Below are 20964 nucleotides of genomic sequence, written 5' to 3'. Positions count from 1 at the left end.
GCGGTCACGTGAACGCGCGGAGTCCCGTCATGGCCTCACCGACGATCAGAGTGTGCATCTCCGCCGTGCCCTCGTAGGTCAAGACGGTCTCGAGGTTCTGCAGGTGTCGCATCACGGGGAACCGGTCGGTGATGCCGTCGCCGCCGAGGATGCCCCGCGCCGTCCGTGCGATCGTCAGCGCCTCACGGGTGCTGTTGAGCTTGCCGAGGCTGGTCTGCTGGTGCATCAGCTCGCCGTCGTCCTTGCGACGTCCCAGGTGCAGCGCGAGCAGGACCCCCTTGGTGAGCTCCAGCTCCATGTCGACCAGCTTGGCCTGCGTCAGTTGGAAGCCGCCGATCGGCCGGCCGAACTGCTCCCGCGTGGTCGCGTGCTTGACGGCGGCTTCGAGGCAGCTGCGGGCCGCGCCGAGCGCGCCCCACATCACGCCGTAGCGGGCCTCGTCGAGGCAGCTCAGCGGTCCGCGCATCCCCGCGACCCCGGGCAGCACCGCTGCCCCAGGCAGTCGCACGTCGTCGAGGTGCAGCTCGGATGCCGCCGAGACCCGCAGCGAGCGCTTGCCGGTGATCGCCGTCGTCGAGAACCCGTCGGCCTCGGTCGGGACCACGAAGCCGCGCACCCCGTCGTCGGTGTCCGCCCACACGATCGCAACGTCGGCGATGGTGCCATTGGTGCTCCAGCGCTTGTGGCCATCGACGACCCAGTCCGATCCGACCCGTCGCGCCCTCGTGCGCATCTCGCTCGGGTTGCTGCCCGCCGCCGGCTCGGTGAGGCCGAAGCATCCGACGGCCTCGCCGGCGGCCATCCGCGGCAGCCAGCGTTCCTTCTGTTCATCGGAGCCGTACCGGTGGAGCGCGTACATGGCCAGCGACCCCTGCACCGACACGAAGCTGCGGAGGCCGCTGTCCCCGGCCTCCAGCTCCATGCACGCCAGCCCGTACGAGACCGCCGACGCCCCGGCGCACCCGTAGCCGTCGAGGTGCATGCCCAGCAGTCCCGCCTCGGCCAACGGGCGGACCAGCGCGGTCGGGAAGTGCTCACGGTCGTGCCATCGCTCCACCTGGTCGAGGACGTGCTCGACGATCAGCGCGTGGGTCCGGTCGCGCCACCCGCGTTCGTCGTCGCGGAGCAGTGCGGCGACGCCCGTCAGATCGATCGGATCGATCGGCTCACCCACTGCTGCACCTCACGTCACGCGGTCGTGGCGGCAGCGTACGCCGCCACCTCACCCGGCGCCTGGCCGGTCGTCGGCGCTCGAAGACGGACCGCCGTACCAGGCGAGGAGGCCGGCGCCGGCGAGCGCCACGAAGGCCGCAGCCACGACCGCAGCGCGCACGCCGACGAGGTCGGCCGTCGCGCCGTTGACCAGTGCCGCGATCGGGCGGCTGCCCAGGAACGTCACACCCCACAGCGCCATGACCCGGCCGCGGACGTCCTCGGTTATCCCGCGTTGCATGCGGGTCGTGACCGACGTGATCGCACCGAGGAACGCGAACCCGGCCAGCACCAGCGACGCGGCGGCCAGCCACGGTGTCGGGCTCAACCCGAACAGGACCATGCCGCCACCGAAGCCTGCCAGCCCGAAGACGCCGAGCCGGCGCTGACCGAAGCGGGTGCGGGTCCGGCGCAGCACCACGCTGTGCAGCGCAGCGCCCCCTCCGAAGCAGCCGACGAACACCCCGACCAGTGCGTCGCCCGCGCCGAACAGATCCGCCATCGGTGGTGACAGCGTGTTGATCGGGTCGCTCGTCCACCCGATCGCCGTGGTTGCGGCGAGCAGCACCAGCAGACGGCGGTCACCCCGGACCAGCCGCAGGACCTCACGCACCGACCCGTCGGTGTCGCCGCTGCGCTCCACGTCGCGCTGGCGGATGACCAGCAGCACGACCACCAGCGGCAGGAACGTCATCGCGTTGACCACGAAGCCGAGGCGCGGGCCGCCCAGCAGCAGCACGCCCGCCGCCAGCACCGGCCCGATCGCCCGCCCGAGCGTGAACGTGACCGAGTTCAGTGCGATCGCCTGATCGAGGTCTGCGGATGGCACCAGTGCAGGCACCAGCGCCTGCATCGCAGGGATCGCGACCGCGTTGCCGATCCCGATCACGACGGTGACGCCGATGATCGGCCAGGGCCCAGCGAGGCCGTCCACACCGGCCAGCGCGGTCCACACCGCCAGTACGGTCGCGGCGAGCAGCGCGAGCGACTGCCCGGCGAGCAGCATCCTGCGGCGGTCGACGCGGTCGCTCAGCGCACCGGCGTACGGCTGCAGCACCAGCGAGCCCAACCACAGCGCCCCGGACACGACGCCCGTCAGGGTCGCTGACCGTGTGATCGAGAACACCGCGGTGGCCGCCGAGACGTTCTGGATCCAGTTGCCGCAGTTCGAGATCAGGTTGGCGGTGAAGTACCGGCCGAACGTCGGGTCGGCGAGCAGCTCGCGGACGCTGCGCTCGCCAGGCTCGGTTTCGGTGGATGCGATCGACGTCACCCACCGACGGTAGCCGCCGGACGGCGTCGTGGGGCGACCCGCCAGCGCGCCATCGCCGGACCCCCCACGTCGGTCGACGGCGCCTCGGGCGACCGCCAGGGCGGCCACCGCCGGACCCAGGTCGTCGACGGCGTGATGTCTTCGCCCAGGACAGCCACCGGCGATGCTCGTCCGACTGGTGGATCAGTTGACGAACGCCTGCGTGCCGGTGATCTCGCGCCCGACGATCAGGGCCTGCACCGTGTCGGTGCCCTCGTAGGTGTAGGTCACCTCGACGTCGGCGAGGTGACGCGCGACGTGGTTCTCGAGCAGCAGGCCGTTGCCGCCCATCATGTCGCGCGCGTCCTGGCACACCTTCCGGGCCGTGGCGGCACAGTGCATCTTGGCCACCGATGCCACCGGGCCGGCGGCCCGGCCCTCCTGCGCCAGCTGCGCCATGCGCATGACCATGAGGCGCATGCCCGTGATCTCGGCCAGCATCCGGGCCAGCTTCTCCTGGATCAGCTGGAAGCTCGAGAGGCTGCGGCCGAACTGCGTGCGCTGCCGCACGTACCGCAGCGCGTAGGTGTAGGCGGCCTCGGCGTGGCCGACGGCCTCCCAGGCCACGCCCATCCGGCTGTGCCCGAGGAAGCGCTGCGTGTCCTTGAACGACCTCGCCTCGGCCAGCCGGTTCTCGGCGGGGATCCGGATGCCGTCCAGCCACAGGCTCGACTGGAGCACGGCGCGGCGCCCGATCTTGCCGGTGATGACCTCGGCGCGGAACCCTTCGAGCTTGCCGCCGTCCGGGTGCTCGACGACGAAGGCCCCGACGTCGCCATCGTCGTCGCGCGCCCACACGATGACCAGGTCGGCCTCGTCACCCAGACCGATCCAGCGCTTGCGACCGTCGAGGACCCAGGTGTCGCCGTCCCGCCTGGCGCGGGTCTCCAGCGCGACGACGTCCGAGCCGTGCTCCGGCTCGGTTAACGCGAACGCGCCGAGCATGTCGAGCGAGGCCATCGCGGGAAGCCACCGCTGCTTCTGCTCCTCGGAGCCAAGTGTCGCGATCGCGCCCATCGCCAGGCCCGAGTGGACGCCGAACACGGTGCAGAAGCTGCCGTCGCCCCTGGCCAGCTCGAGCGAGACGATGCCACCGGCCACCGGTGACAGGCCGGCGCAGCCGTACCCGGTCGTGCCGCCGCCCAGGATCCCGAGCTCGACGACGCCGGGCAGCAGGTCGGTCATCGTCTCGGCGCGTTCCCAGCGCTCGTTGGCGACCGGCACCACCTTCTCGTCGCAGAACCGTCGAACGCGGTGCTGCAGCTCCCGCTCCTCGTCGGACAGCATGTCGTCGAGGTGGTACAGCTCGGCGGGCTCGTTCATGTCGGTCCCTTCACGGATCCCACATCCCATCCTGCCGCCGCCATGGACGGCCCACACGGCACCGCGGAGCGGTCGGACGAACGCCTCGGTGCCCGCGTCACGGACGGGGAACTCCAGCAGGAGCCGCCGGTGGCGGCGCTCCTCGTGAGTGAAGGTCTCCGCGAACCCGTGCACGTCGCCCTCGACAGGCGGCTGCGCACGGCGCTGGCGTGCGACCATGCAAGGATGCGCCGGGACCCGCCGCACCCCGATCCATGAGCGAGCCAGATCCCCACGATCCGTCGATGGCGAAAGGCCTGCCGGTGACCGCCGACTACCTGCCAATCGGGGAGCATGCGCTGATCGGTGACATGCACTCCGCCGCGCTTGTCGGAAGCAACGGCACGATCGACTGGTGGTGTCCGGGGCGGTTCGACGCGCCGAGCGTGTTCGCGTCGCTGCTGGACCACCGGCGCGGCGGCTCGTGGGCGATCGCGCCTGAGGGCGAGGACTGGACGAGCCGCCAACTGTACCTGCCCGACAGCGCCGTGCTGCTGACGCGCTTCTCCAGCGACGACGGCGTCGCCGAGGTCGAGGACCTCATGCCGGTCGGGGGCATCGACGGGCGCCACGGCCTGGTCCGGCGGGTCCACTGCGTGCGGGGCCGGATGCCGATGGTGTCCGCGTTCGAGCCCCGCCCCGACTACGGACGCGCCACGTACGACTTCGACCGCACCGGCACCGGAGCGCGCTGCACCGGCGCCAGGCCGACGCTCACGCTGTCGACCCGCCGCCCGCTCGAGCGCACCGCCGCGGGCCTGCGCACCGCGATGACGCTGGAGACCGGTGATGCGGCGACGTTCGTCCTGCTCGAGTGTCCTGACGACGCGGCCGTACCCGACCTGAGCGAGGAGGCGACGCGTGCGGCGTTCGACGGGACCGTCGCGTTCTGGCGCCGATGGCTGGGGCGGTCGCGCTACAAGGGCCGCTGGCAGGAGATGGTCAACCGCGCCGCTCTGACCCTGAAGATGCTGACCTATGCTCCGACCGGCGCGCTGATCGCGTCACCGACTACGAGCCTGCCCGAGCAGCTCGGCGGTCGTCGCAACTGGGACTACCGTTACACGTGGATCCGCGACGCGGCGTTCAGCCTGTACGGTTTGCTGCGCCTGGGCTTCACGGAGGAGGCCGCAGCGTTCATGGGCTGGCTGACCGACCGGTTCCACGGGGACCCCGACAGCAACCGACCGCCGCTGCAGGTCATGTACACCGTCGACGGCGGCACCGAGATGCCCGAGGAGACCCTGGACCACTTCGAGGGTTACAGGGGATCGGCGCCGGTCCGCGTCGGCAACGCGGCGTCCGACCAGCTGCAGCTGGACATCTACGGCGAGCTGATCGACTCGGTCTACCTGTACAACAAGTACGGCAGCCCACTGTACGCCCGGGAGTGGGACGACCTCACCCAGATGGTCGACTGGCTGTGCGACCACTGGGACCAGTCCGACGAGGGCATCTGGGAGACCCGCAGTGGTCGACGGGACTTCACGTACTCGCGCCTGATGTCGTGGGTTGCGATCGAGCGCGGCATGCGAGTGGCACGTCAGCGGGGGTTGCCGGCCGACCTGGTGCGATGGCGCACCGAGCGTGATGCGATCTATCGGCAGATCATGGATCGCGCGTGGAACGACGACATCGCGGCGTTCACCCAGCATTTCGACACCACCACCGTCGACGCGTCCGTCCTCCTGATGCCGATGGTCAAGTTCATCGCGCCGACCGACCCGGGATGGCTGTCGACGCTCGATGCGATCGAGCGGGTCCTGGTCAGTGACAGCCTCGTGTACCGCTACGACCCCGACCAGGCACCGGACGGGCTCGCCGGCGACGAGGGCACGTTCTCGATGTGCACGTTCTGGTACGTCGAGGCGCTGACCCGCGCCGGGCGGCTCGACAAGGCGCGCCTGGTCTTCGACAAGATGATGACCTATGCCAACCCCGTCGGCCTGTACTCCGAGGAGATCGGTCCCCGCGGCGAACTGCTGGGCAACTTCCCGCAGGCGTTCACGCACCTCTCACTGATCTCCGCCGCGTTCAACCTCGACAGGGCGCTGTCGCGGCGCGAGGAGCACGGCGCGTGACGACCCCGGACTCGACCACGACGATTGACACCCGTCGCCGCGTCCGCGTGCTGCTGCCCGCCCTGCTGGTCGTGACGCTCGCCTACCCCGTCAGCCTGCTGCACCCCGCGGCCGCGATCGCCTATGCGCTGTGCTACGTCAGCGTGCTGGCCCTCGGCGCGCGGGTGGCGAGCGTCACGCGCCGGCGAACCCTCGTCGCGACCGCGGTCGCCGGGACGATCGCCCTGCTCGTGGTGCCGTGGGCGCTGTGGCCCGACGTGCTGTGGCTGTCGCTGGCCACCTACGGCCTGCTGGTCGTGTTCCACCTGCTGGTCATGGCAGCGATCGGCGAGTACCTGCTGGAGGCACCGGAGGTCGACCGCGACGTGATCTTCGCCGGCACGTCGCTGTACGTGCTGGCGGGCGACCTGTTCATCCCGGCGACCATGCTGGTCGACACGCTCACCGTGGAGCTGACCGGCGGAACGGCGTACGCCGGCGGCCCGGTGACATGGCAGGACATGGCCTACTTCAGCTTCACAACGCTCACCACGCTCGGCTACGGCGACATCACGCCGGCCAACCCCGTGTCCAGGGCGCTGGCGATCGCCGAGGCGATCCTCGGCGTCCTGATCGTCGCACTGATCATCGGCCGGCTGGTCGGTGCTGCCGCGGCTGCCCGACGTGCGCGGGAACACGACGCCTGACAGCGGTCAGGGCCGCAGGTCGAAGGCGGCCTCCACCGCGACGGTGACCTGGACCGGCTCGACGGCGATCCGCACGGCGCGCGCCTCGCCTGCCTCGTGCCCGCCCGCCGACGCCAGTCGGGCCGCCGCGACGTGCGGCCGCGGGACCGCATCGGGTGCGCCGCCGCGAAGGCCGGGCTCGGAGATCCACCGCACTGCACCGACGTGTCCGTCGACCGCCATCGCGTACGCCTCGGCACGGCGCCGGGCATCGGTCACCGCCGCGGTCCGCACGCCGACCCATGCCGGGTCGTCGTCGTTGACGTGCCAGCGCGGGCCATGGACCCGCACGCCGTCATGAGCGAGTGCACCCACCAGGCCGGTGAGCCCGTCCGCGTCCGCCCGACAGTCGAGGACGCTCGTGCGCGTCGCAGAGAACCCGGTGCGGCGACGCGTGCCGCCGGGCCCGTGCTCGACGTCCTCGGTGCTGGTGATCGACGAGACCACGACGCGACGGACCAGCCCCTGCGGACCGTTCCGCCGTTCGTTGACCACGTCGTCGACCACGGCGCACAGCTCGGCCAGGTCCTCGACGGCCGCGTGCTGGCTGTGTGGGTCGCTGGCGGTGACGTGCACGTCCAACACGGCCCGGCCCGGCTGCAGCCACGCATCGGCGCGACCACGGACATGCAGCTCTCCCATCGACCCGGAGCGTAGCCGCTGTTCGCCCGCCTGCGGCAAGGAGTGGCATGACCTCGCGATCAGCTGTAAGCTACTATCTGATGATAGTCACTAACTCGAACCGTCCGGCAACCCGGACGCTGCGGGAGCGCAAGCGGCTGCAGGCCATGAAGCGGGTGCAGCGCGAGGCCGTCGCACGCTTCACCGAGCGTGGCTTCGATGCCGTGACCGTCGACGAGATCGCCGACGCCGCCGAGGTGTCGCCGATGAGCGTCTACCGCTGGTTCGGCAACAAGGAGGCGCTCGTCGTCTGGGACGAGTACGACCCGCCGATCCTGACCGCCGTCGCCGGCCGGCTCCCCGGCAAGGGGGCTCTGGCCGCCGTCCACGACGCGGTCGTCGGCCTGCTCGGCGACGTCTACGATCGCGAGCGGGGCATCAGCCTCCAGCGGGCGCAGCTGATCTACCGCGAGCCGGCGCTCATGGCCGCCGCCGACCGCAATGGACGGATGCTCCGCTCGGCCCTGGTCGAGCTCTTCGTCGACCGTGCGGGCATGACACGGCACCACGCCACGGTCGCGGCCGCCGTCGCCGGCACCCTGCTCGAGGTGGCCATCGACGTGTGGCAGCGCGACGACGGGCGCCGTCCCCTTGCCGACCTGCTCACTGAGACGTTCGTCGCCCACCAGGAGCTCGGACGATGACCACGGCGATCGCGGTCGGCGGGCTGCGGTTCACCTACCCGGGAGCCGACCGGCCCGCGGTCGACGGGATGGGCTTCACCGTCGGGCCGGGTGAGATCTTCGGGTTCCTGGGACCCAGCGGTGCGGGCAAGACCACGACCCAGCAGATCGTCATCGGCATGCTCACCGGATGGACGGGCGTCGTGGAGGTGCTCGGTCGCGACGTCGGCTCCTGGGGGCCCGAGCTGTACGACCAGATCGGCGTCAGCTTCGAGCTGCCGGCGGGCTACGCACGCCTGACCGTACGCGAGGACCTGTCACACTTCGCGCTGCTGCACGGCACGGCGCCTCGGGATCTCGACGCGCTGCTGGACGCGGTCGGGCTCACCGACGTCACGGACCGCGCCGTCGGCGCCTTGTCCAAGGGCATGCGCGTGCGACTGAACCTGGCACGGGCGCTGCTCCACGACCCACGCGTGCTGTTCCTCGACGAACCGACCAGCGGACTGGACCCCGTCACCGCCCACAGCGTCCGCGAGCTGATCGCAGCCGAACGCGACCGCGGCGCGACCGTCTTCCTGACCACGCACGACATGCAGACCGCCGACCTGTTGTGCGACCGGGTCGCGTTCGTTGTCGACGGGCGGATCGTCGCGTGCGACACGCCGCGGGCGCTCAAGCTGACCGGCAGGCCCCGGCGGGTACGCGTCGAGTACCGCCGCGGTGGGCGCCTGCGGGTCGAGGACGTCGACCTCGACGCGCACGACGGCACCCTCGCACGGCTCCTGTCCAGTCCCGACCTCGAGACGGTGCACACGACCGAGGCGAGCCTGGACGACGTGTTCGTTGACGTCACTGGGCGCCGCCTGTGACGGCCGTCGCGTCCGCCCGGCGGCAGGTCGAGGGTCGCGGCGCAACCGCACGCCGGCGCGTCGGACGGCTGCTGGCCACCGAGGTGACGCTGGCGTGGCGCTTCAACGTCATCGTCGCGACCGTTGTCGTTACGGTCCTGTGGGCGCTCGTGCTGCGGATGGTTGACACCGGGGCGCGCGCTGCGCTCGCCCCTGTCGTCCTGCTGACCGACGTCACTGCGCTCGGGTTCCTGTTCGTCCCGGCGCTGCTCGTGCTCGAGCGCGTCGAGGGTGTCGACGCCGCGCTGCGGATGACGCCGGTCCGCGCCCTCGAGCGGGTTGGCACGCGCCTCGGCGTCGTGACGACGTTGTCGGTCGCGGCCGCCGCCGTCGTGTGCGTCGCCGCCGGCCTGCCGGACGTGGTGCCGCGCGTGCTCGGCGTCGCGCTGCTGAGCGTGCTGTTCGGCCTGGTGGCGTTCGTCCTGACCGGCGGTGCCACCACGCTCACGGCGTTCCTCACGCGGGCGCCGTTCGTCGCCGCACCCCTGATCGCCCCGGCGCTGGTGTATCTGGCCGGTGTGACGACCGCTCCGGTGCTGCACGTCTCGCCGGTCACAGGCGCCGTCGACCTGCTGCGTGGCGATCTGCGGTGGGCCAGCGTGTTGTGGCAGCTGCTGTGGATCGCGGCGCTGGCGACCGCCGCCGGCCGCGTGCTTCGCCGACCGCCGTCGATGGTGGCGGCCGCGCCACCGACGGTCGACGCACGCACGTCCACGTGGCCCGTCCACCGTGGTCGATACAGCACGGCGGCAGCCGTGCGCTCGTTCGCACAGGCCGACCGGCGGTCGCTCGTCCGTGATGGCCTGCTGATCATGCTGGTGGCGAGCGTGCCGCTGCTCACCCTGGCGATGCGCCTCGTGGCGACGCTCGGCGTCGACTGGGTCCGCCAACGCTACGGCGTCGCGCTCACGCCGTACCTCCCGCTGATCGAGGTGCTGCTGCTGGTCGTGCACACTCCAGTCATTTTCGGATCTCTCACCGGGCTGCTCCTGCTCGAGGACCGCGACGCCGGGCTGTTCGGGTCGGTGCTGACTACGCGCGCGGGCCTGGGCACGTTGCTCGGTTACCGGCTGGGAGCGACCGCTGGGCTGACCACGAGCGCGCTGCTCGCCAGTCTGCCGGTCGACGGTGTCGCGCACCCCGCCGGGCTGGTCGGCGTCCTGGCGACCGCGGTGGCCGCCGGCGCGGCGAGCGTCGTACCCGCGCTGGTGATGGCCGCGACCGCCCGCAACCGAGTGCAGGGGGTGGCCGTCATGAAGATGCTCGGGCTGCCGCTGTACCTGCCGCTGGCGACGTGGGCGTTGGACGGGCCGGCGCGCTGGGCGTTCGCACCGTTGCCGACGACCTGGGCGATGTGGTCGTCGTGGGCCCCGACGCCGGGCGTCGCCGTGGGCGCCGCCTGCGGTGCGATCGCCGTGTCGGCGGTGTGCGCCGTGCCGCTCGCCCGCCGCGTCGTGCAGCGCGCGATCTGACGGTGGAAGGTGGTGGGGCCCGTTCGATCACCGCGACGACGCGTCCGTCGCCCGCACACACGGAGCCGCCGATGCCGCCCCCTCCCCGCCGGCCCCCGATCCGCGAGCGGCCACGGTGATCGTCGAGGTCATCGCCATCGGGACCGAGCTGCTGCTCGGCGAGGTCGTCAACTCCAACGCCGCTGCGATCGGCCGCCGCCTGGCCGACGAGGGGTTCGACACGCACGTCCACGTGACCGTCGGTGACAACCTCGAGCGGATGGTCTCCGCGATCCGCCAGGCCATCGACCGGGCCGACGCGGTGATCCTGACCGGCGGCATCGGCCCGACACAGGACGATGTGACCCGCGAGGCGCTGTGCGTCGTGGGCGACCGCACCATGCAGCGCGACGCGGCGCACGCCGAGCTCATCCGCGACCGCATCACCCGCGCGGTTGGGTCGGTCGCGTCGTCGACGCTGCGCATGGCCGACCATCCGTCAGGGACCGAGACGCTGCCGAACCGCAACGGGGTCGCGCTCGGCATCACGATGGTCCACGACGGCGTGCCGGTCTACGCGCTGCCCGGCGTGCCGTCGGAGATGGCGGTGATGCTCGACGAGCAGGTGCTACCCCGGCTCCGCGCACACGCGGGCGAGCCGACGGTGCTGCGCAGCCGGCTGCTGCGGACGTGGGGCTGGGGCGAGTCGCGCGTCGCCGACGCGCTCGACGACCTGTTCGCGACGGCGAACCCGTCCATCGCGTTCCTGGTCGATGGCGTCGAGGTGCGGGTCCGCATCAGCGCGAAGGCCGCAGACGCCGGGGCGGCCGACGCCCTGATCGACCCGGTGGCCGACGAGGTCCGTGCGCGGCTCGGTGCGGTGGTGTTCGGCACGGACGACGAGACGGTCGAGGCACTGCTCACGCGCCACCTCGACGGACGGGGATGGCGTCTGGGCACCGTGGAGGTCGCGACCCTCGGAGCGGTGGCGTCCTCGTTCGCACCGATGGCAGGTGCCGCAGGACGGTTCGCCGGAGCGCTCGTCGTTCCGGCGGACGAGGCCACAGCCACCGACCCGGTCGCCGGCCTCGGTGCCCTGCTCGACCGTGGCGCGGACGCACTGGACGCGGACGTCCTCGTGGCCGTGGGCCCGGCGGACGAACGCGATGCCGACCGGGACGCGCGCCAGATCGCGATGGGTGTACGGACACCACACCGGAGAGCCGTGCGGACCGTCACCCTGCTCGGGGACGCGTCGCGGGTCCGTTCGTACGCGCGCGGCACCGCACTGCACCTGGCACGCCTGGCCGTGAGTGGCGACTGGTGGTAGGCATGAGGCTATATCACATCTGATATAGTGGCCGCATGCCGACACGGCTGCTCGTCCTCGGAGGCACCGGGTTCGTCGGCCCGGCCATCATCGACGACGCGCTGACGCGCGGATGGGACGTCACGGTCTTCAACCGTGGAACCCGACCGGCACCGGAGGGACCCACCGTGCTCCGGGGGGACCGCACCATGCCCGACGGTCTTCCACGCTCGACGGCAGGCGATGGGACGTCGCGGTCGACACCTGGGCGTCTGCACCGACCGCGGTGCTCGAGGCCGCGGCCACGCTGGCGGACCGCGTGGACCGCTTCGTGTACATCTCCAGTCGATCCGTCTACCGCTGGCCGATCGTCGCCGGCGCCTACGAGGACGCCCCGACGGTCGACGCATCAGCTGATGACGGTGACGTCGACTACGCGCGCGCCAAGGCGGGCGGCGAGCGAGCAGCGCTGTCCGCCTTCGGCGACCGCGCCCTGCTTGCGCGCGCGGGGCTCATCCTGGGGCCCCGCGAGGACGTCGGCCGGCTACCGTGGTGGCTGACGCGCATCGCCCGCGGTGGTCCCGTGCTGGCGCCGGGCCCCGCCGGCGCGGGCGTGCAGTTCATCGACGTGCGTGACCTCGCCCGGTTCGTCCTGGACGCAGCTGCGCGGGGACTGTCAGGTCCCTACTACCTGGTCAGCCCCGTGGGTCACGCGACCATGCGCGACGTGCTCGATGCCTGCGTCGCGGCGACCGGCAGCGACGCCGATCTGCGGTGGACACCACCGGAACCGATCCTGGCCGCGGGCGTCGAGCCCTGGAGCGACCTGCCGATCTGGCTGCCCCCGGGCGAGCTGTACGACGCGCTGCACCGCTCGGACGTGTCGAAGGCGGTCGCGGCCGGCCTGCGCTGCCGACCGGTCGCCGACACCGTCGCCGACACCTGGGCGTGGCTCGAGCACCTCGACGCGCCGCCGCCACCCCGCGGTCTGCCACCCGTCGGCCTCGACCCCGAGGTCGAGGCGCGCGTGCTGCAGGGCGGCGCGGCGTCGTGACTCGGCCCCGGTCAGTCCAGCGGTTCCAGGGAGCCGAGCAGGGTCGGGATGAACTCGGCGACGGTGGGGTGGATCGGCAAGGCGTCACGCACCTGCGGATAGCGCACGCCGGCCTGCATCGCGAAGCCGATGACCTGTGCGAGGTCCTCGCCGTGCATCCCCAGGAACGTGGCGCCGAGGAGCTCCTCGGTGTCGGCGTCGGCCAGCACCTGCATGAACCCGTCGGTCTCGCTGTCGAGGATCGCCCTGCTCACCGAGGACATCGGCAAGGTCGCCGACAGGACCGACCGGCCGCTGTCACGTGCCTGCGCCTCGGTCAACCCGACGCGGCCCAGGGGCGGATCGGTGAACATCGCGTAGGCCGTGATGCGTCCGTCGACCGACCTGGACCTGTCGAGCAGGATCGCGGTGTCGTGGTAGGCGGTATGCGTGAAGGCACCGTGGCCGTTGACGTCACCGAGCGCCCAGATCCCGGGCACCGACGTCTCGAACCGGCCGTTGATCTGCACGTACCCGCGCTCGTCGAGCGCCAGCCCGACGGCTTCGGCACCGATGCGGTCGCCGTTGGGGACCCGTCCGGTGGCGACCAGCAGGTGGCTTCCGGCGATCTGCTCGCCGCTGGTGTCGACGACCACACCGGCGCCGTCCGGACGCACCCGGGCCGCGCGGGCGCCGACGATCCGGACGCCCTCCCCCTCCAGGATGCCGGCGAGCGCTTCGGACACGGCCGCGTCCTCACGTGGCGCCACCCCGCCGCCGGCCAGGATGGTCACGTCAGCTCCGAAGCGGCGGAACATCTGGCCGAACTCCAGGCCGATGTAGCCGCCCCCGACCACGACCAGGTGCGACGGGAGCTCGGTGAGTGCCAGCAGCTCGACCTCGGTCATGAAGGCCACGTCGTCGAGCCCGTCGATCGGTGGCACCGACGCACGTGCGCCCACGTCGAGGTAGACCCGCTCGGACGCGAGCACCTGCCCATCGGCACGGACCCGGTGCACGCCACCCTCGGTCCCGTCGAAGACCGACGGCCCGCCGTACAGCGCGATCATGTGCTCGCCGGCCAGCCAGTCCTCGATGCCGGCACGCATGGCGTCGACCATGTCGCGCATGCGGCGCATGACGGCCGGGAAGTCGACCGTGACGTCTCCGGTTCCGACGCCGTAGTCACCCGCTCGGCGGGCCAGGTGGGCGATCCTCGCGCTCGCCCGCAGCGCCTTGGTCGGCCGGCAGCCGTGGTTCAGGCACGTCCCGCCCAGGCGGTCGACCTCGGTCAGAGCGACGCGTCTGCCCTCGGCCGCGTACGCTGCGGCGACTCCGGGGCCCGCCTGCCCCACGCCCATCACGATCGCGTCGTAGTGCTCCATGTCGTCCTCCTCGTGCCCCGCACGAACCTAGACGCCGGTGTTCGATCCGTCCTACCACCCCGACGCGCGGAGGCCGCGATCGCAGACCTCGATCGCGCGTGCGCCGTGTGCGCGCGTCACGCGATGTCACGGCTCCGTCACTGCGGTGTCGACGCCGCCGCGACGACGGCCGGGGCCAGGGCGTCGGCCCAGAAGCCATAGCCGACCGTGCTCGGGTGGAACGCGTCGCTGCTCATCGAGTCGGGGACCCCGAGGAACCGCGGGCTGGCCAGCGCCGCGATGTCGACGAACACGACGCCGCGGTAGCTCGCCGCGACATCACGCTGGACGTCGCGCAGGACCGCAGCGTACCCGTCGACCATCGCACGCAACGGCTGGGCGAGCGCGCGGACGCCGTAGAACCGGGGGATGCCACCGAGCACGACCGACGCCCCTGTTGCGGTCGCGTCGGAGAGCACCTGCGCGGTCTGCTCACGCATGCGCGAGCGCCCGGTCGCGTGGATCACGTCGTTGCTGCCCACGACGAGCACGATCACGTCAGCGTCGCGGACCCATGCGATCTGGCCGGTGGACAGGTCCGCGGTCTCGGCACCCGAGACGCCGAGGCCGACGACGTGGACCGGACGGCCGGTCCTGTGTGCGACCCGCTCGGCGAGCAGCGCCGGCAGCGCGTCCTCTGCGCAGTCGACCCCGACCCCGGCGGCGGTCGAGTCGCCGAGGACGCGAAGCTCGAGCGGCGCGCGCCCGTTACCGGTCGATCCGATGGTCCGGTCGACGGTGAACGGCACGTCCACGAGGTAGGTCCGCGACCGCGCGGCGACGATCTCGCCCACGATGAGCACGGCGACCGCCGTGACTGCGATCCCCAGCATGCGCATGTACCTCACGGCGGGCGATGCTAGAGCGTCTGCTCCCATCGACGCCCCGCCCGTCACAGGTCGCCGTCCGTTCGCACGACCCCGTCGTCCGGCCATACCCGAAGACCGCCCCGGACCGCTATGCTTCCGTGGCGATCGCCCTGCTGCCTCTCCTTCTCCGGCTGGCCTCATGGCTGATGCACGCCCACCAACCATCGACGTGACCGTCGTGCTCCCCGCCTACAACGAGGCGGGCCACGTCGTCGCCGAGGTCGACCGCATCTCCGCAGCGCTCAAGGCCACGGACTACTCGTTCGAGATCCTCGTCATCGACGACGGCTCGACCGACGGCACCGGCGATCGCGTCGAGGGCCTTCCGTTCGTGCGACTGCTGCGCTTCCCGACCAACCGGGGGTCGGGCACCGCGCGGCGCATCGGGACCCTGGAGGCCCACGGCAGGTACGTGGTCTGGACCGACGCGGACATGACCTACCCCAACGAGCGGATCCCGGAGCTGGTCGACCACCTGGTCGCGGGCAACACGCACCAGGTCGTCGGCGCCCGCACGACCGAGGAGGGAACGTTCAAGTTCCTGCGGGTCCCCACGAAGTGGTTGATTCGCCGGCTCGCCGAGTACCTCAGCGACAGCCGCATCCCCGACCTCAACTCCGGCCTGCGCGCGTTCTCCAAGGAGCACGCCCTGCCCTACCTCGGACTGCTGCCGGCGGGGTTCTCGTGCGTGACGACGATCACGCTGGCGTTCCTCGCCAACGGCCTCCTGGTCGACTACATGCCGATCGCGTATTCACCACGGGCGGGACGCTCTCACTTCCACCCGATCAAGGACGCCTACCGCTACATCCTGCAGGTGGTGCGGATGGTGACCTACTTCGAGCCGCTGCGGGTGTTCGCTCCCATCGCCCTCACGCTGCTCGCCGCGGGCGTCTTCAAGATCTTCTTCGACATCTTCACCAAGTCGCTGCGTATCACGACGAACGCCACCATGCTCGTGTTGAGCGGCCTGATCCTGTTCAGCCTCGGCCTGCTGGCCGATCTGATCGTCCGGATGAATCGCCATGACTGACACCATGCCCCCGGCAGGCGCGCCCGCGGACACGGCCGAGACGCCCGACGTCGTCATCGGCAACCACCACCACAAGTACGAGTCGTCGAACCCGGCCATCAGGCTCCTGACGCGACGCTTCCTCGAGCGGCTGGACAGCATCCTCGACCGGGTCGCCGCCGAGACACCCCGCGGACGCGTGCTCGAAGTGGGCTGTGGCGAAGGCCTGATCGCCAGGCGCCTGCAGCAGCGATGGGCGGACGTCACAGCACTGGACCTGCCGGACGCGACGCTGCGCAGCTGGTGGCGCGAGCATCCCGGACCCCGGTACGTGCACGCCGACGCGAGCAGGCTGCCGTTCCCCGCCGGGTTCTTCGACGTCGTCGTCGCGGTCGAGGTCATGGAACACCTCACCAGGCCACAGCAGGGACTGGTCGAGATGGCACGCGTGTCAGCCGGCCACCTCGTGCTGTCGGTGCCGCGCGAGCCGGTCTTCCGCACCGCCAACATGGTCGCGGGCCGGCATGTGGGGGACTGGGGCAACACGCCTGGTCACCTGAACCACTGGTCGACGCCGGGGTTCATCAAGTTCGTCAGCCAGGTGGGCGGTGTGCGTGCGGTCGAGAAGCCCCTGCCGTGGACCATCACCTGGGCGCGCTGCACCTAGCGCAACCGTCAGCGATCCCTACCGCACCACCTCCGGAGCAATCTGTCATGGCAAGCGTCCGAGCCTCCCTCATGACCCAGGCACGATTGGCGGCGCAGCGCCTCGATGCGCGTATCGTCGATCCCGGCGCATCCGATCCTGCAGTCGAGCAGCTGATCCGCTGCGCACGGCTGTCGCCGGACGCGATCCGCACGCTCGAGTGGGCACTCGACACGCTGCGCGCCCACGCCACCGACCGTGCCGACACCACCGCGTGCCAGCTGCTGCGCGCCGCACGCGCGCGTCTGGACACCGCTGCACCAGGGGCCGCGGGCGACGACGCCGCGAGCGACGGCCTCCGATCGCTCGCCTGGCAGTAGCACCGCCACATGGGGTGTGTCAGCCCGGTGGCGGCACCGTCCGCGCGAGGGCCGGGCTGACGCCGGTCACGGCGGCCCACACCGCATCGGCGACCGTGAGGATCAGGCGCGAGACCAGCGCCACCAGCAGGCCGGCCCCCGCGGTCAGCGGCAGCAGCGCGACCATCGCGGCCTCACGCGGGCCGACGCCGGCGGGCGCGACCAGCAGCACGAACCCGATGAACCACGACGCCGCGAACACACCGGTGGCCGTGCCCGGCCCGATCGGCTGTTGCACCGCGGACGTCAGGAGCTGCAGGTGCACGCCGTAGCAGGCCCACATCGCCAGCGCCCAGCAGCACGCCGCCAGCAGGTGGCGTCCGTCCGGCAGGGCGCGAAGCGGTTCACGACGCGCCAACCGGAGCAGCCGCGCGAGCGTCCAGCGCAGCACCGGCGGTGCCAGCAGTGCCACGAGCGCCGGCAGCACCGCCAGCGACCAGATGGGGAGGTCACCGGTCCCGGCGAGAACGGTGATCCCCAGTGCGGCGCCGGTCACCAGGTGGACCCAGATGAAGAGGGTCACTGCCGTCACGGTGGCGCGCGGTGCCACGCCGTGCTCACGGGCCAGCGCGGCCTGGGTCACCGCCGGCCACACCGCACCCGGCACGTACTTGCCGATCTGACCCAAGAAGAAGATCCGCAGCGATGCGGCCAGCGGCAGCGGCTCGCCGATCCCGCGGAGCATGGCATGCCAGATGCCCGAGCTGAGACCGACCCCGACCAGGCCGACGCCGGTCGCCACCGTGAGCCGCCAGACGTCGAGCGTCGCGAGCTGGTCGCCGACCTCCGTCCACCGGGACCGCAGGGCGAGCGCGAGCGCCGCGACGAGGACGACGATCCAGCCGATGCGCGCGATTCGACGCAGCAGTCCACGCCGTCCCGTCGGAGACGGGGCGTCGCCGCGTACCGTCGCCGGCTCCGTTTCCAACGTCACTGCGCCCGATCGTAGCCGTCCCGGGCCCGGGGCAGCCTCGTGCCTTGCCGACCGACCACGACGAGGCGGTCCGCCGTGACTTCGAGGACATCCTGCGCTTCTGGTTGGACCGCCGCGTCGACGAGTTCGCATCGACGCCGCACAAGGGTTGTTCAAGGACCCGCAGCTGCGGGACTTGGAAGAGCCGCACCCCCGTCCCCTTGTGGGCCGACTGGCACACGGCGACGAACCAGGCGGTTCTGCACCGCTGTACCGCCGGTGGCAGTCGATCGTCGGCCCGGGCGGCCGCGTTGCTGCTGTTCGCGCTGCCCGGCACGGCGTTGTTGTACCAGGACAGGAGCTGGGCCTCGAGGAGGTGGACCTGCCCGACGACGCGCAGGGGTCCCGCCGTCGCGAGCGCTGCCGGCGTGGTCAGGGGCGTGACGGGTGCCGCCGTCCGCTGTCCTGGCCGGGCAGGCCACCGTCGTTCGGCTTCTCGACCGGACAGCCGTGGCTGCCGATGCCCGCATTGGGCCGATGCAACCGTCGAGGACCGGGACGGCGACCCGGCATCGGTGCTGACCCTGGTCCGACTGTCCCCCGCGCGCCGTCCGACCGGTGCGGCGGCACCTGCCGCCGGCCGGCAGCATGGGTGCGCCGCGACCGGTGATGCGACCGTTGCAATGCGTTCGACGATTCGTCATCGTCGACCCTGCGGAGACGAGAGGGGTGGTGTTACAACATGACCAACGCCGAGATCGTGCGGGCGTGCTTCGCCAGCTACGTCGACCAGGATCGGGATGCGGCCGAGCGCCTGCTCGCCGACGACTTCGTCTTCACGAGTCCGCAGGACGACCATATCGACAAGGCGACGTGGTTCGACCGCTGCTTCCCCACCGTGTCGCGCGTCCGGTCCTACGAACTGCTCGAGGTCGTGCCCGCGAGCGGCGGCGACGTGTTCGCCCTCTACGAGTACGAGCTCGAAGGAGGGGCCCGCTACCGCAACACCGAGGTGCACACGGTCCGCGACGGCCAGATCCACGAGGTGCAGGTGTTCTTCGGCGGAAGGGTCGACACGGGCTGATCCGTGTCGTCGAGGCGCACGGCTGGTGCACGAGTGACGCGGACGCTCGTGTGGCTCGCGCACCAGACGCGGAGCTCGGCCGCGATGTCCGCTACTGCGTGGACGTGGTCAGCTCCGCCCCGCGGCCCCACGCGGCGGCGTGGCGTACGGCTTCGACCCGCAGGGCCTCCAGTTCCGCATCGTCGAACGCCGGTAGCCCACGACGTCGACGTCGACCCGCCTGGCCCTGACCGTCCGGCGCCAGCGACCCGGCGATCTGCCCGTCGACAATGACCAGGGCCGGGGGCAGTCCGAGCGTGAGCCAGTTGGCGGCCTCCAGGCCGGCGAGGTCGACCACGTCGCGGCTCTCCTGGTAGCCGACGACGTGCTCGTCGAGCGATTGGAGCAGGCGGACGACGGGGTCAGCCGACGCCCGCGCAGCCGACGCGGGTGGCGGTGCCGCGACGAGGTAGGTGCGACCGTCGACGACCTCGCGGTGCAGCTCGGCGTCGACCAGCTCCAACCCAGCGCTGATCTGGGCCATGGTGCGGCTCGACCACCAGCGGAAGTCGCGGACCGTCGCCCGTGCCCGGTGAAGTAGCGCCGTAGACCGCGACACGTGAGCGAACCGCCGCGGTCCGTCGCACTACCAGTCGCCGTCCGGCGGCGTGAACTGGCTGATCGTGAGCTCGGCGCCCTGTGGGTCGCGCAGGAGGGCCTGCCGGGTCCACATGTCCTCTGACGACGTCAGGACCGTCGCACCGCGCCGCTCGGCTGTCGCAGCGCTGTCGTCACGGTCCGCCACGCTGAACGTCACGTGCCACCGTGCGGTGTCACCCGCACCGATGACGACGAGGCCGCCGATCACGTCGGCGAAGCCCGGCGGAGCCGACACCTGGCGCTCGTGGATGCCGGGATCCACCGTGGCGGCGAGGTGCGCCCCGTACCCCGGCATCTGCAGCATCGTCCCGGCACCATGCCCCGAGGTCGGCGTCCAGCCACCCGAAGATCGGGCCATAGAATGCCATCGCCGCCTGCCGATCCGGCGTGTGCAGGTCGCTGAAGTTCCAGGTGGCGGGCGCGTTCACGAGCTGCGCGCCTGGGCGCCGACGCGCCTGCCACAGGCGGAACCGGGCGCCGGCAGGATCCGCGCACGCCGCGGTCCGCATGACCGCGGCCGCGCTTGCCGATGAGCTCGAGGTCTCGGTGGCCACCGCGCGCCGCGATCTGGAGGCGCTCTCCGCTGCGGGCATCCCGGTCTACGCGCAGCCGGGGCACGGTCGCGGGTGGCCCCTGCTCGGCGGAGCACGGACCGACCTGACCGGGCTGACGGCGGACGAGGCGCGGGCGCTGTTTCTGCTGCTCGGACCGTCCGCCGGCAGCTCGCCGCAGGCGACCTCGGCGCTGCACAAGCTGGTGCGCACGCTTCCCACCACCTTCCGGGCCGAGGCGCAGGCCGCGGCCGACGCCGCGTCGTCGACCCGACCGGGTGGGGCGATCCCGGCGCCGCAGCGCAACCTGAGCTCGTATCCGCCCTGCAGACGGCCGTCGTGCGGCGCACGAGGGTGCGCCTGACCTACGACGGCCGCTCCGGCACGCGGACCAACCGCATGGTCGACCCGTGGGGCCTGGCTGACAAGGACCATGTCTGTACCTGCTGGCCGCCACGGAGCAAGGGGCGCCGCACCTTCCGTATCGACCGCATCGTCGAGGCCGAGGTGACCGACGACACTTCGAGCGGCCATCGGACCTCAAGCTGTCGACCGCGGGGGAGGAGGCGTGGACGAGGTCGAGCAGCGCCGCGCGCGGACGTCGGCGACCGTCCTGGTCAGCGCGAGGCTGGTGCAATTCCTGCAATCGCAGTTCGGGCGCCACGGCCGGCGGATCGGTGAGGTCGCCGACGGTGTGGTCCGGGTCG

21 protein-coding genes are annotated in these 20964 nt (G+C 71.7%); 12 read left to right on the top strand and 9 right to left on the bottom strand.

Features of this window, described 5'->3' with window-relative positions; all coding sequences use genetic code 11:
- Nucleotides 1–4: 4 nt before the first annotated feature.
- The 3 genes from VK923_12135 to VK923_12125 all read right to left on the bottom strand — a co-directional run bounded on the left by VK923_12135 (nucleotide 5) and on the right by VK923_12125 (nucleotide 4066).
- On the bottom strand, nucleotides 5–1174 hold the full coding sequence (locus VK923_12135; GenBank protein ID HSJ45423.1) for an acyl-CoA dehydrogenase family protein: 1170 nt from the start codon (nucleotides 1172–1174) through the stop codon (nucleotides 5–7).
- A gap of 48 nt (nucleotides 1175–1222) precedes the next feature.
- The gene (locus tag VK923_12130; GenBank protein ID HSJ45422.1) at nucleotides 1223–2485 is read right to left on the bottom strand and encodes an MFS transporter; all 1263 of its coding nucleotides are present in this window, start codon (nucleotides 2483–2485) and stop codon (nucleotides 1223–1225) included.
- Nucleotides 2486–2668: 183 nt separating this feature from the next.
- Nucleotides 2669–4066 (bottom strand): acyl-CoA dehydrogenase family protein, encoded by a 1398-nt coding sequence (locus VK923_12125; GenBank protein ID HSJ45421.1) that lies wholly within the window; start codon nucleotides 4064–4066, stop codon nucleotides 2669–2671.
- Between the two features lie 65 nt (nucleotides 4067–4131).
- Here VK923_12125 and VK923_12120 point away from each other — a divergent pair, with 65 nt between their 5' ends.
- Both VK923_12120 and VK923_12115 read left to right on the top strand, forming a co-directional pair.
- Nucleotides 4132–5967, top strand: a complete 1836-nt coding sequence (locus tag VK923_12120) for a glycoside hydrolase family 15 protein (GenBank protein ID HSJ45420.1) — start codon at nucleotides 4132–4134, stop codon at nucleotides 5965–5967.
- A complete protein-coding gene (locus tag VK923_12115; protein ID HSJ45419.1) occupies nucleotides 5964–6653 on the top strand; it encodes a potassium channel family protein in 690 nt (229 codons plus the stop codon). The genes VK923_12120 and VK923_12115 overlap by 4 nt, the downstream gene beginning before the upstream one ends.
- 6 nt (nucleotides 6654–6659) lie before the next feature.
- Here VK923_12115 and VK923_12110 read toward each other — a convergent pair whose 3' ends face one another.
- Nucleotides 6660–7334 carry an SIMPL domain-containing protein gene (locus VK923_12110; protein ID HSJ45418.1) on the bottom strand — a complete coding sequence of 225 codons (675 nt, stop codon included), beginning with the start codon at nucleotides 7332–7334 and terminating at the stop codon, nucleotides 6660–6662.
- A gap of 80 nt (nucleotides 7335–7414) precedes the next feature.
- Here VK923_12110 and VK923_12105 point away from each other — a divergent pair, with 80 nt between their 5' ends.
- The 5 genes from VK923_12105 (at nucleotide 7415) to VK923_12085 (ending at nucleotide 12721) form a co-directional block, all read left to right on the top strand.
- Nucleotides 7415–8017: a helix-turn-helix domain-containing protein gene (locus VK923_12105; protein ID HSJ45417.1), complete on the top strand. Its 603-nt coding sequence runs from the start codon at nucleotides 7415–7417 to the stop codon at nucleotides 8015–8017.
- Nucleotides 8014–8868: an ABC transporter ATP-binding protein gene (locus VK923_12100; GenBank protein HSJ45416.1), complete on the top strand. Its 855-nt coding sequence runs from the start codon at nucleotides 8014–8016 to the stop codon at nucleotides 8866–8868. Before VK923_12105 ends, VK923_12100 begins: the two co-directional genes overlap by 4 nt.
- Complete coding sequence (locus VK923_12095; protein HSJ45415.1) at nucleotides 8865–10379, top strand: hypothetical protein; 1515 nt, start codon at nucleotides 8865–8867, stop codon at nucleotides 10377–10379. The genes VK923_12100 and VK923_12095 overlap by 4 nt, the downstream gene beginning before the upstream one ends.
- A gap of 115 nt (nucleotides 10380–10494) precedes the next feature.
- Nucleotides 10495–11688 (top strand): molybdopterin-binding protein, encoded by a 1194-nt coding sequence (locus VK923_12090; GenBank protein ID HSJ45414.1) that lies wholly within the window; start codon nucleotides 10495–10497, stop codon nucleotides 11686–11688.
- A 112-nt stretch (nucleotides 11689–11800) separates the two neighbouring features.
- A complete protein-coding gene (locus tag VK923_12085) occupies nucleotides 11801–12721 on the top strand; it encodes an NAD-dependent epimerase/dehydratase family protein (protein HSJ45413.1) in 921 nt (306 codons plus the stop codon).
- An 11-nt stretch (nucleotides 12722–12732) separates the two neighbouring features.
- On the opposite strand, the gene VK923_12080 is transcribed toward VK923_12085, so the two are convergent.
- Complete coding sequence (locus tag VK923_12080; protein HSJ45412.1) at nucleotides 12733–14085, bottom strand: mercuric reductase; 1353 nt, start codon at nucleotides 14083–14085, stop codon at nucleotides 12733–12735.
- Nucleotides 14086–14222: 137 nt separating this feature from the next.
- On the bottom strand, nucleotides 14223–14957 hold the full coding sequence (locus tag VK923_12075; protein ID HSJ45411.1) for an SGNH/GDSL hydrolase family protein: 735 nt from the start codon (nucleotides 14955–14957) through the stop codon (nucleotides 14223–14225).
- Between the two features lie 175 nt (nucleotides 14958–15132).
- Here VK923_12075 and VK923_12070 point away from each other — a divergent pair, with 175 nt between their 5' ends.
- The 3 genes from VK923_12070 to VK923_12060 all read left to right on the top strand — a co-directional run bounded on the left by VK923_12070 (nucleotide 15133) and on the right by VK923_12060 (nucleotide 17031).
- The gene (locus VK923_12070; protein HSJ45410.1) at nucleotides 15133–16026 is read left to right on the top strand and encodes a glycosyltransferase family 2 protein; all 894 of its coding nucleotides are present in this window, start codon (nucleotides 15133–15135) and stop codon (nucleotides 16024–16026) included.
- Nucleotides 16019–16672, top strand: coding sequence for a class I SAM-dependent methyltransferase (locus VK923_12065; protein HSJ45409.1), 654 nt, complete (start codon nucleotides 16019–16021; stop codon nucleotides 16670–16672). The genes VK923_12070 and VK923_12065 overlap by 8 nt, the downstream gene beginning before the upstream one ends.
- Nucleotides 16673–16743: 71 nt before the next feature.
- The gene (locus tag VK923_12060) at nucleotides 16744–17031 is read left to right on the top strand and encodes a hypothetical protein (protein HSJ45408.1); all 288 of its coding nucleotides are present in this window, start codon (nucleotides 16744–16746) and stop codon (nucleotides 17029–17031) included.
- 19 nt (nucleotides 17032–17050) lie between these two features.
- Here VK923_12060 and VK923_12055 read toward each other — a convergent pair whose 3' ends face one another.
- Nucleotides 17051–18004, bottom strand: coding sequence for a lysylphosphatidylglycerol synthase transmembrane domain-containing protein (locus VK923_12055; GenBank protein ID HSJ45407.1), 954 nt, complete (start codon nucleotides 18002–18004; stop codon nucleotides 17051–17053).
- Nucleotides 18005–18725: 721 nt separating this feature from the next.
- Here VK923_12055 and VK923_12050 point away from each other — a divergent pair.
- Nucleotides 18726–19067, top strand: coding sequence for a nuclear transport factor 2 family protein (locus VK923_12050; GenBank protein HSJ45406.1), 342 nt, complete (start codon nucleotides 18726–18728; stop codon nucleotides 19065–19067).
- A 91-nt stretch (nucleotides 19068–19158) separates the two neighbouring features.
- Here the strand turns inward: VK923_12050 and VK923_12045 are convergent, their stop codons facing one another.
- Both VK923_12045 and VK923_12040 read right to left on the bottom strand, forming a co-directional pair.
- Nucleotides 19159–19665 carry a crosslink repair DNA glycosylase YcaQ family protein gene (locus VK923_12045; protein HSJ45405.1) on the bottom strand — a complete coding sequence of 169 codons (507 nt, stop codon included), beginning with the start codon at nucleotides 19663–19665 and terminating at the stop codon, nucleotides 19159–19161.
- A 27-nt stretch (nucleotides 19666–19692) separates the two neighbouring features.
- Nucleotides 19693–20010, bottom strand: coding sequence for a VOC family protein (locus tag VK923_12040; protein HSJ45404.1), 318 nt, complete (start codon nucleotides 20008–20010; stop codon nucleotides 19693–19695).
- 203 nt (nucleotides 20011–20213) lie between these two features.
- Here VK923_12040 and VK923_12035 point away from each other — a divergent pair, with 203 nt between their 5' ends.
- Nucleotides 20214–20621, top strand: coding sequence for an HTH domain-containing protein (locus tag VK923_12035; GenBank protein HSJ45403.1), 408 nt, complete (start codon nucleotides 20214–20216; stop codon nucleotides 20619–20621).
- The last annotated feature ends 343 nt before the right edge of the window (nucleotides 20622–20964 follow it).

It is taken from the genome of Euzebyales bacterium (genome assembly GCA_035461305.1).
Lineage (GTDB): Bacteria > Actinomycetota > Nitriliruptoria > Euzebyales > JAHELV01 > JAHELV01.
This window is presented reverse-complemented; position numbering and strand designations above follow the sequence as displayed.

Bases quoted from the DNA above. Each gene is read 5' to 3' on its own strand.
- VK923_12125 (HSJ45421.1), bottom strand. From the start codon at position 4,066: ATGGTCGCACGCCAGCGCCGTGCGCAGCCGCCTGTCGAGGGCGACGTG.
- VK923_12120 (HSJ45420.1), top strand. From the start codon at position 4,132: ATGGCGAAAGGCCTGCCGGTGACCGCCGACTACCTGCCAATCGGGGAG.
- VK923_12110 (HSJ45418.1), bottom strand. From the start codon at position 7,334: ATGGGAGAGCTGCATGTCCGTGGTCGCGCCGATGCGTGGCTGCAGCCG.
- VK923_12105 (HSJ45417.1), top strand. From the start codon at position 7,415: ATGATAGTCACTAACTCGAACCGTCCGGCAACCCGGACGCTGCGGGAG.
- VK923_12100 (HSJ45416.1), top strand. From the start codon at position 8,014: ATGACCACGGCGATCGCGGTCGGCGGGCTGCGGTTCACCTACCCGGGA.
- VK923_12085 (HSJ45413.1), top strand. From the start codon at position 11,801: ATGGGACGTCACGGTCTTCAACCGTGGAACCCGACCGGCACCGGAGGG.
- VK923_12080 (HSJ45412.1), bottom strand. From the start codon at position 14,085: ATGGAGCACTACGACGCGATCGTGATGGGCGTGGGGCAGGCGGGCCCC.
- VK923_12075 (HSJ45411.1), bottom strand. From the start codon at position 14,957: ATGCTGGGGATCGCAGTCACGGCGGTCGCCGTGCTCATCGTGGGCGAG.
- VK923_12070 (HSJ45410.1), top strand. From the start codon at position 15,133: ATGGCTGATGCACGCCCACCAACCATCGACGTGACCGTCGTGCTCCCC.
- VK923_12065 (HSJ45409.1), top strand. From the start codon at position 16,019: ATGACTGACACCATGCCCCCGGCAGGCGCGCCCGCGGACACGGCCGAG.
- VK923_12060 (HSJ45408.1), top strand. From the start codon at position 16,744: ATGACCCAGGCACGATTGGCGGCGCAGCGCCTCGATGCGCGTATCGTC.
- VK923_12050 (HSJ45406.1), top strand. From the start codon at position 18,726: ATGACCAACGCCGAGATCGTGCGGGCGTGCTTCGCCAGCTACGTCGAC.
- VK923_12040 (HSJ45404.1), bottom strand. From the start codon at position 20,010: ATGCTGCAGATGCCGGGGTACGGGGCGCACCTCGCCGCCACGGTGGAT.
- VK923_12035 (HSJ45403.1), top strand. From the start codon at position 20,214: ATGACCGCGGCCGCGCTTGCCGATGAGCTCGAGGTCTCGGTGGCCACC.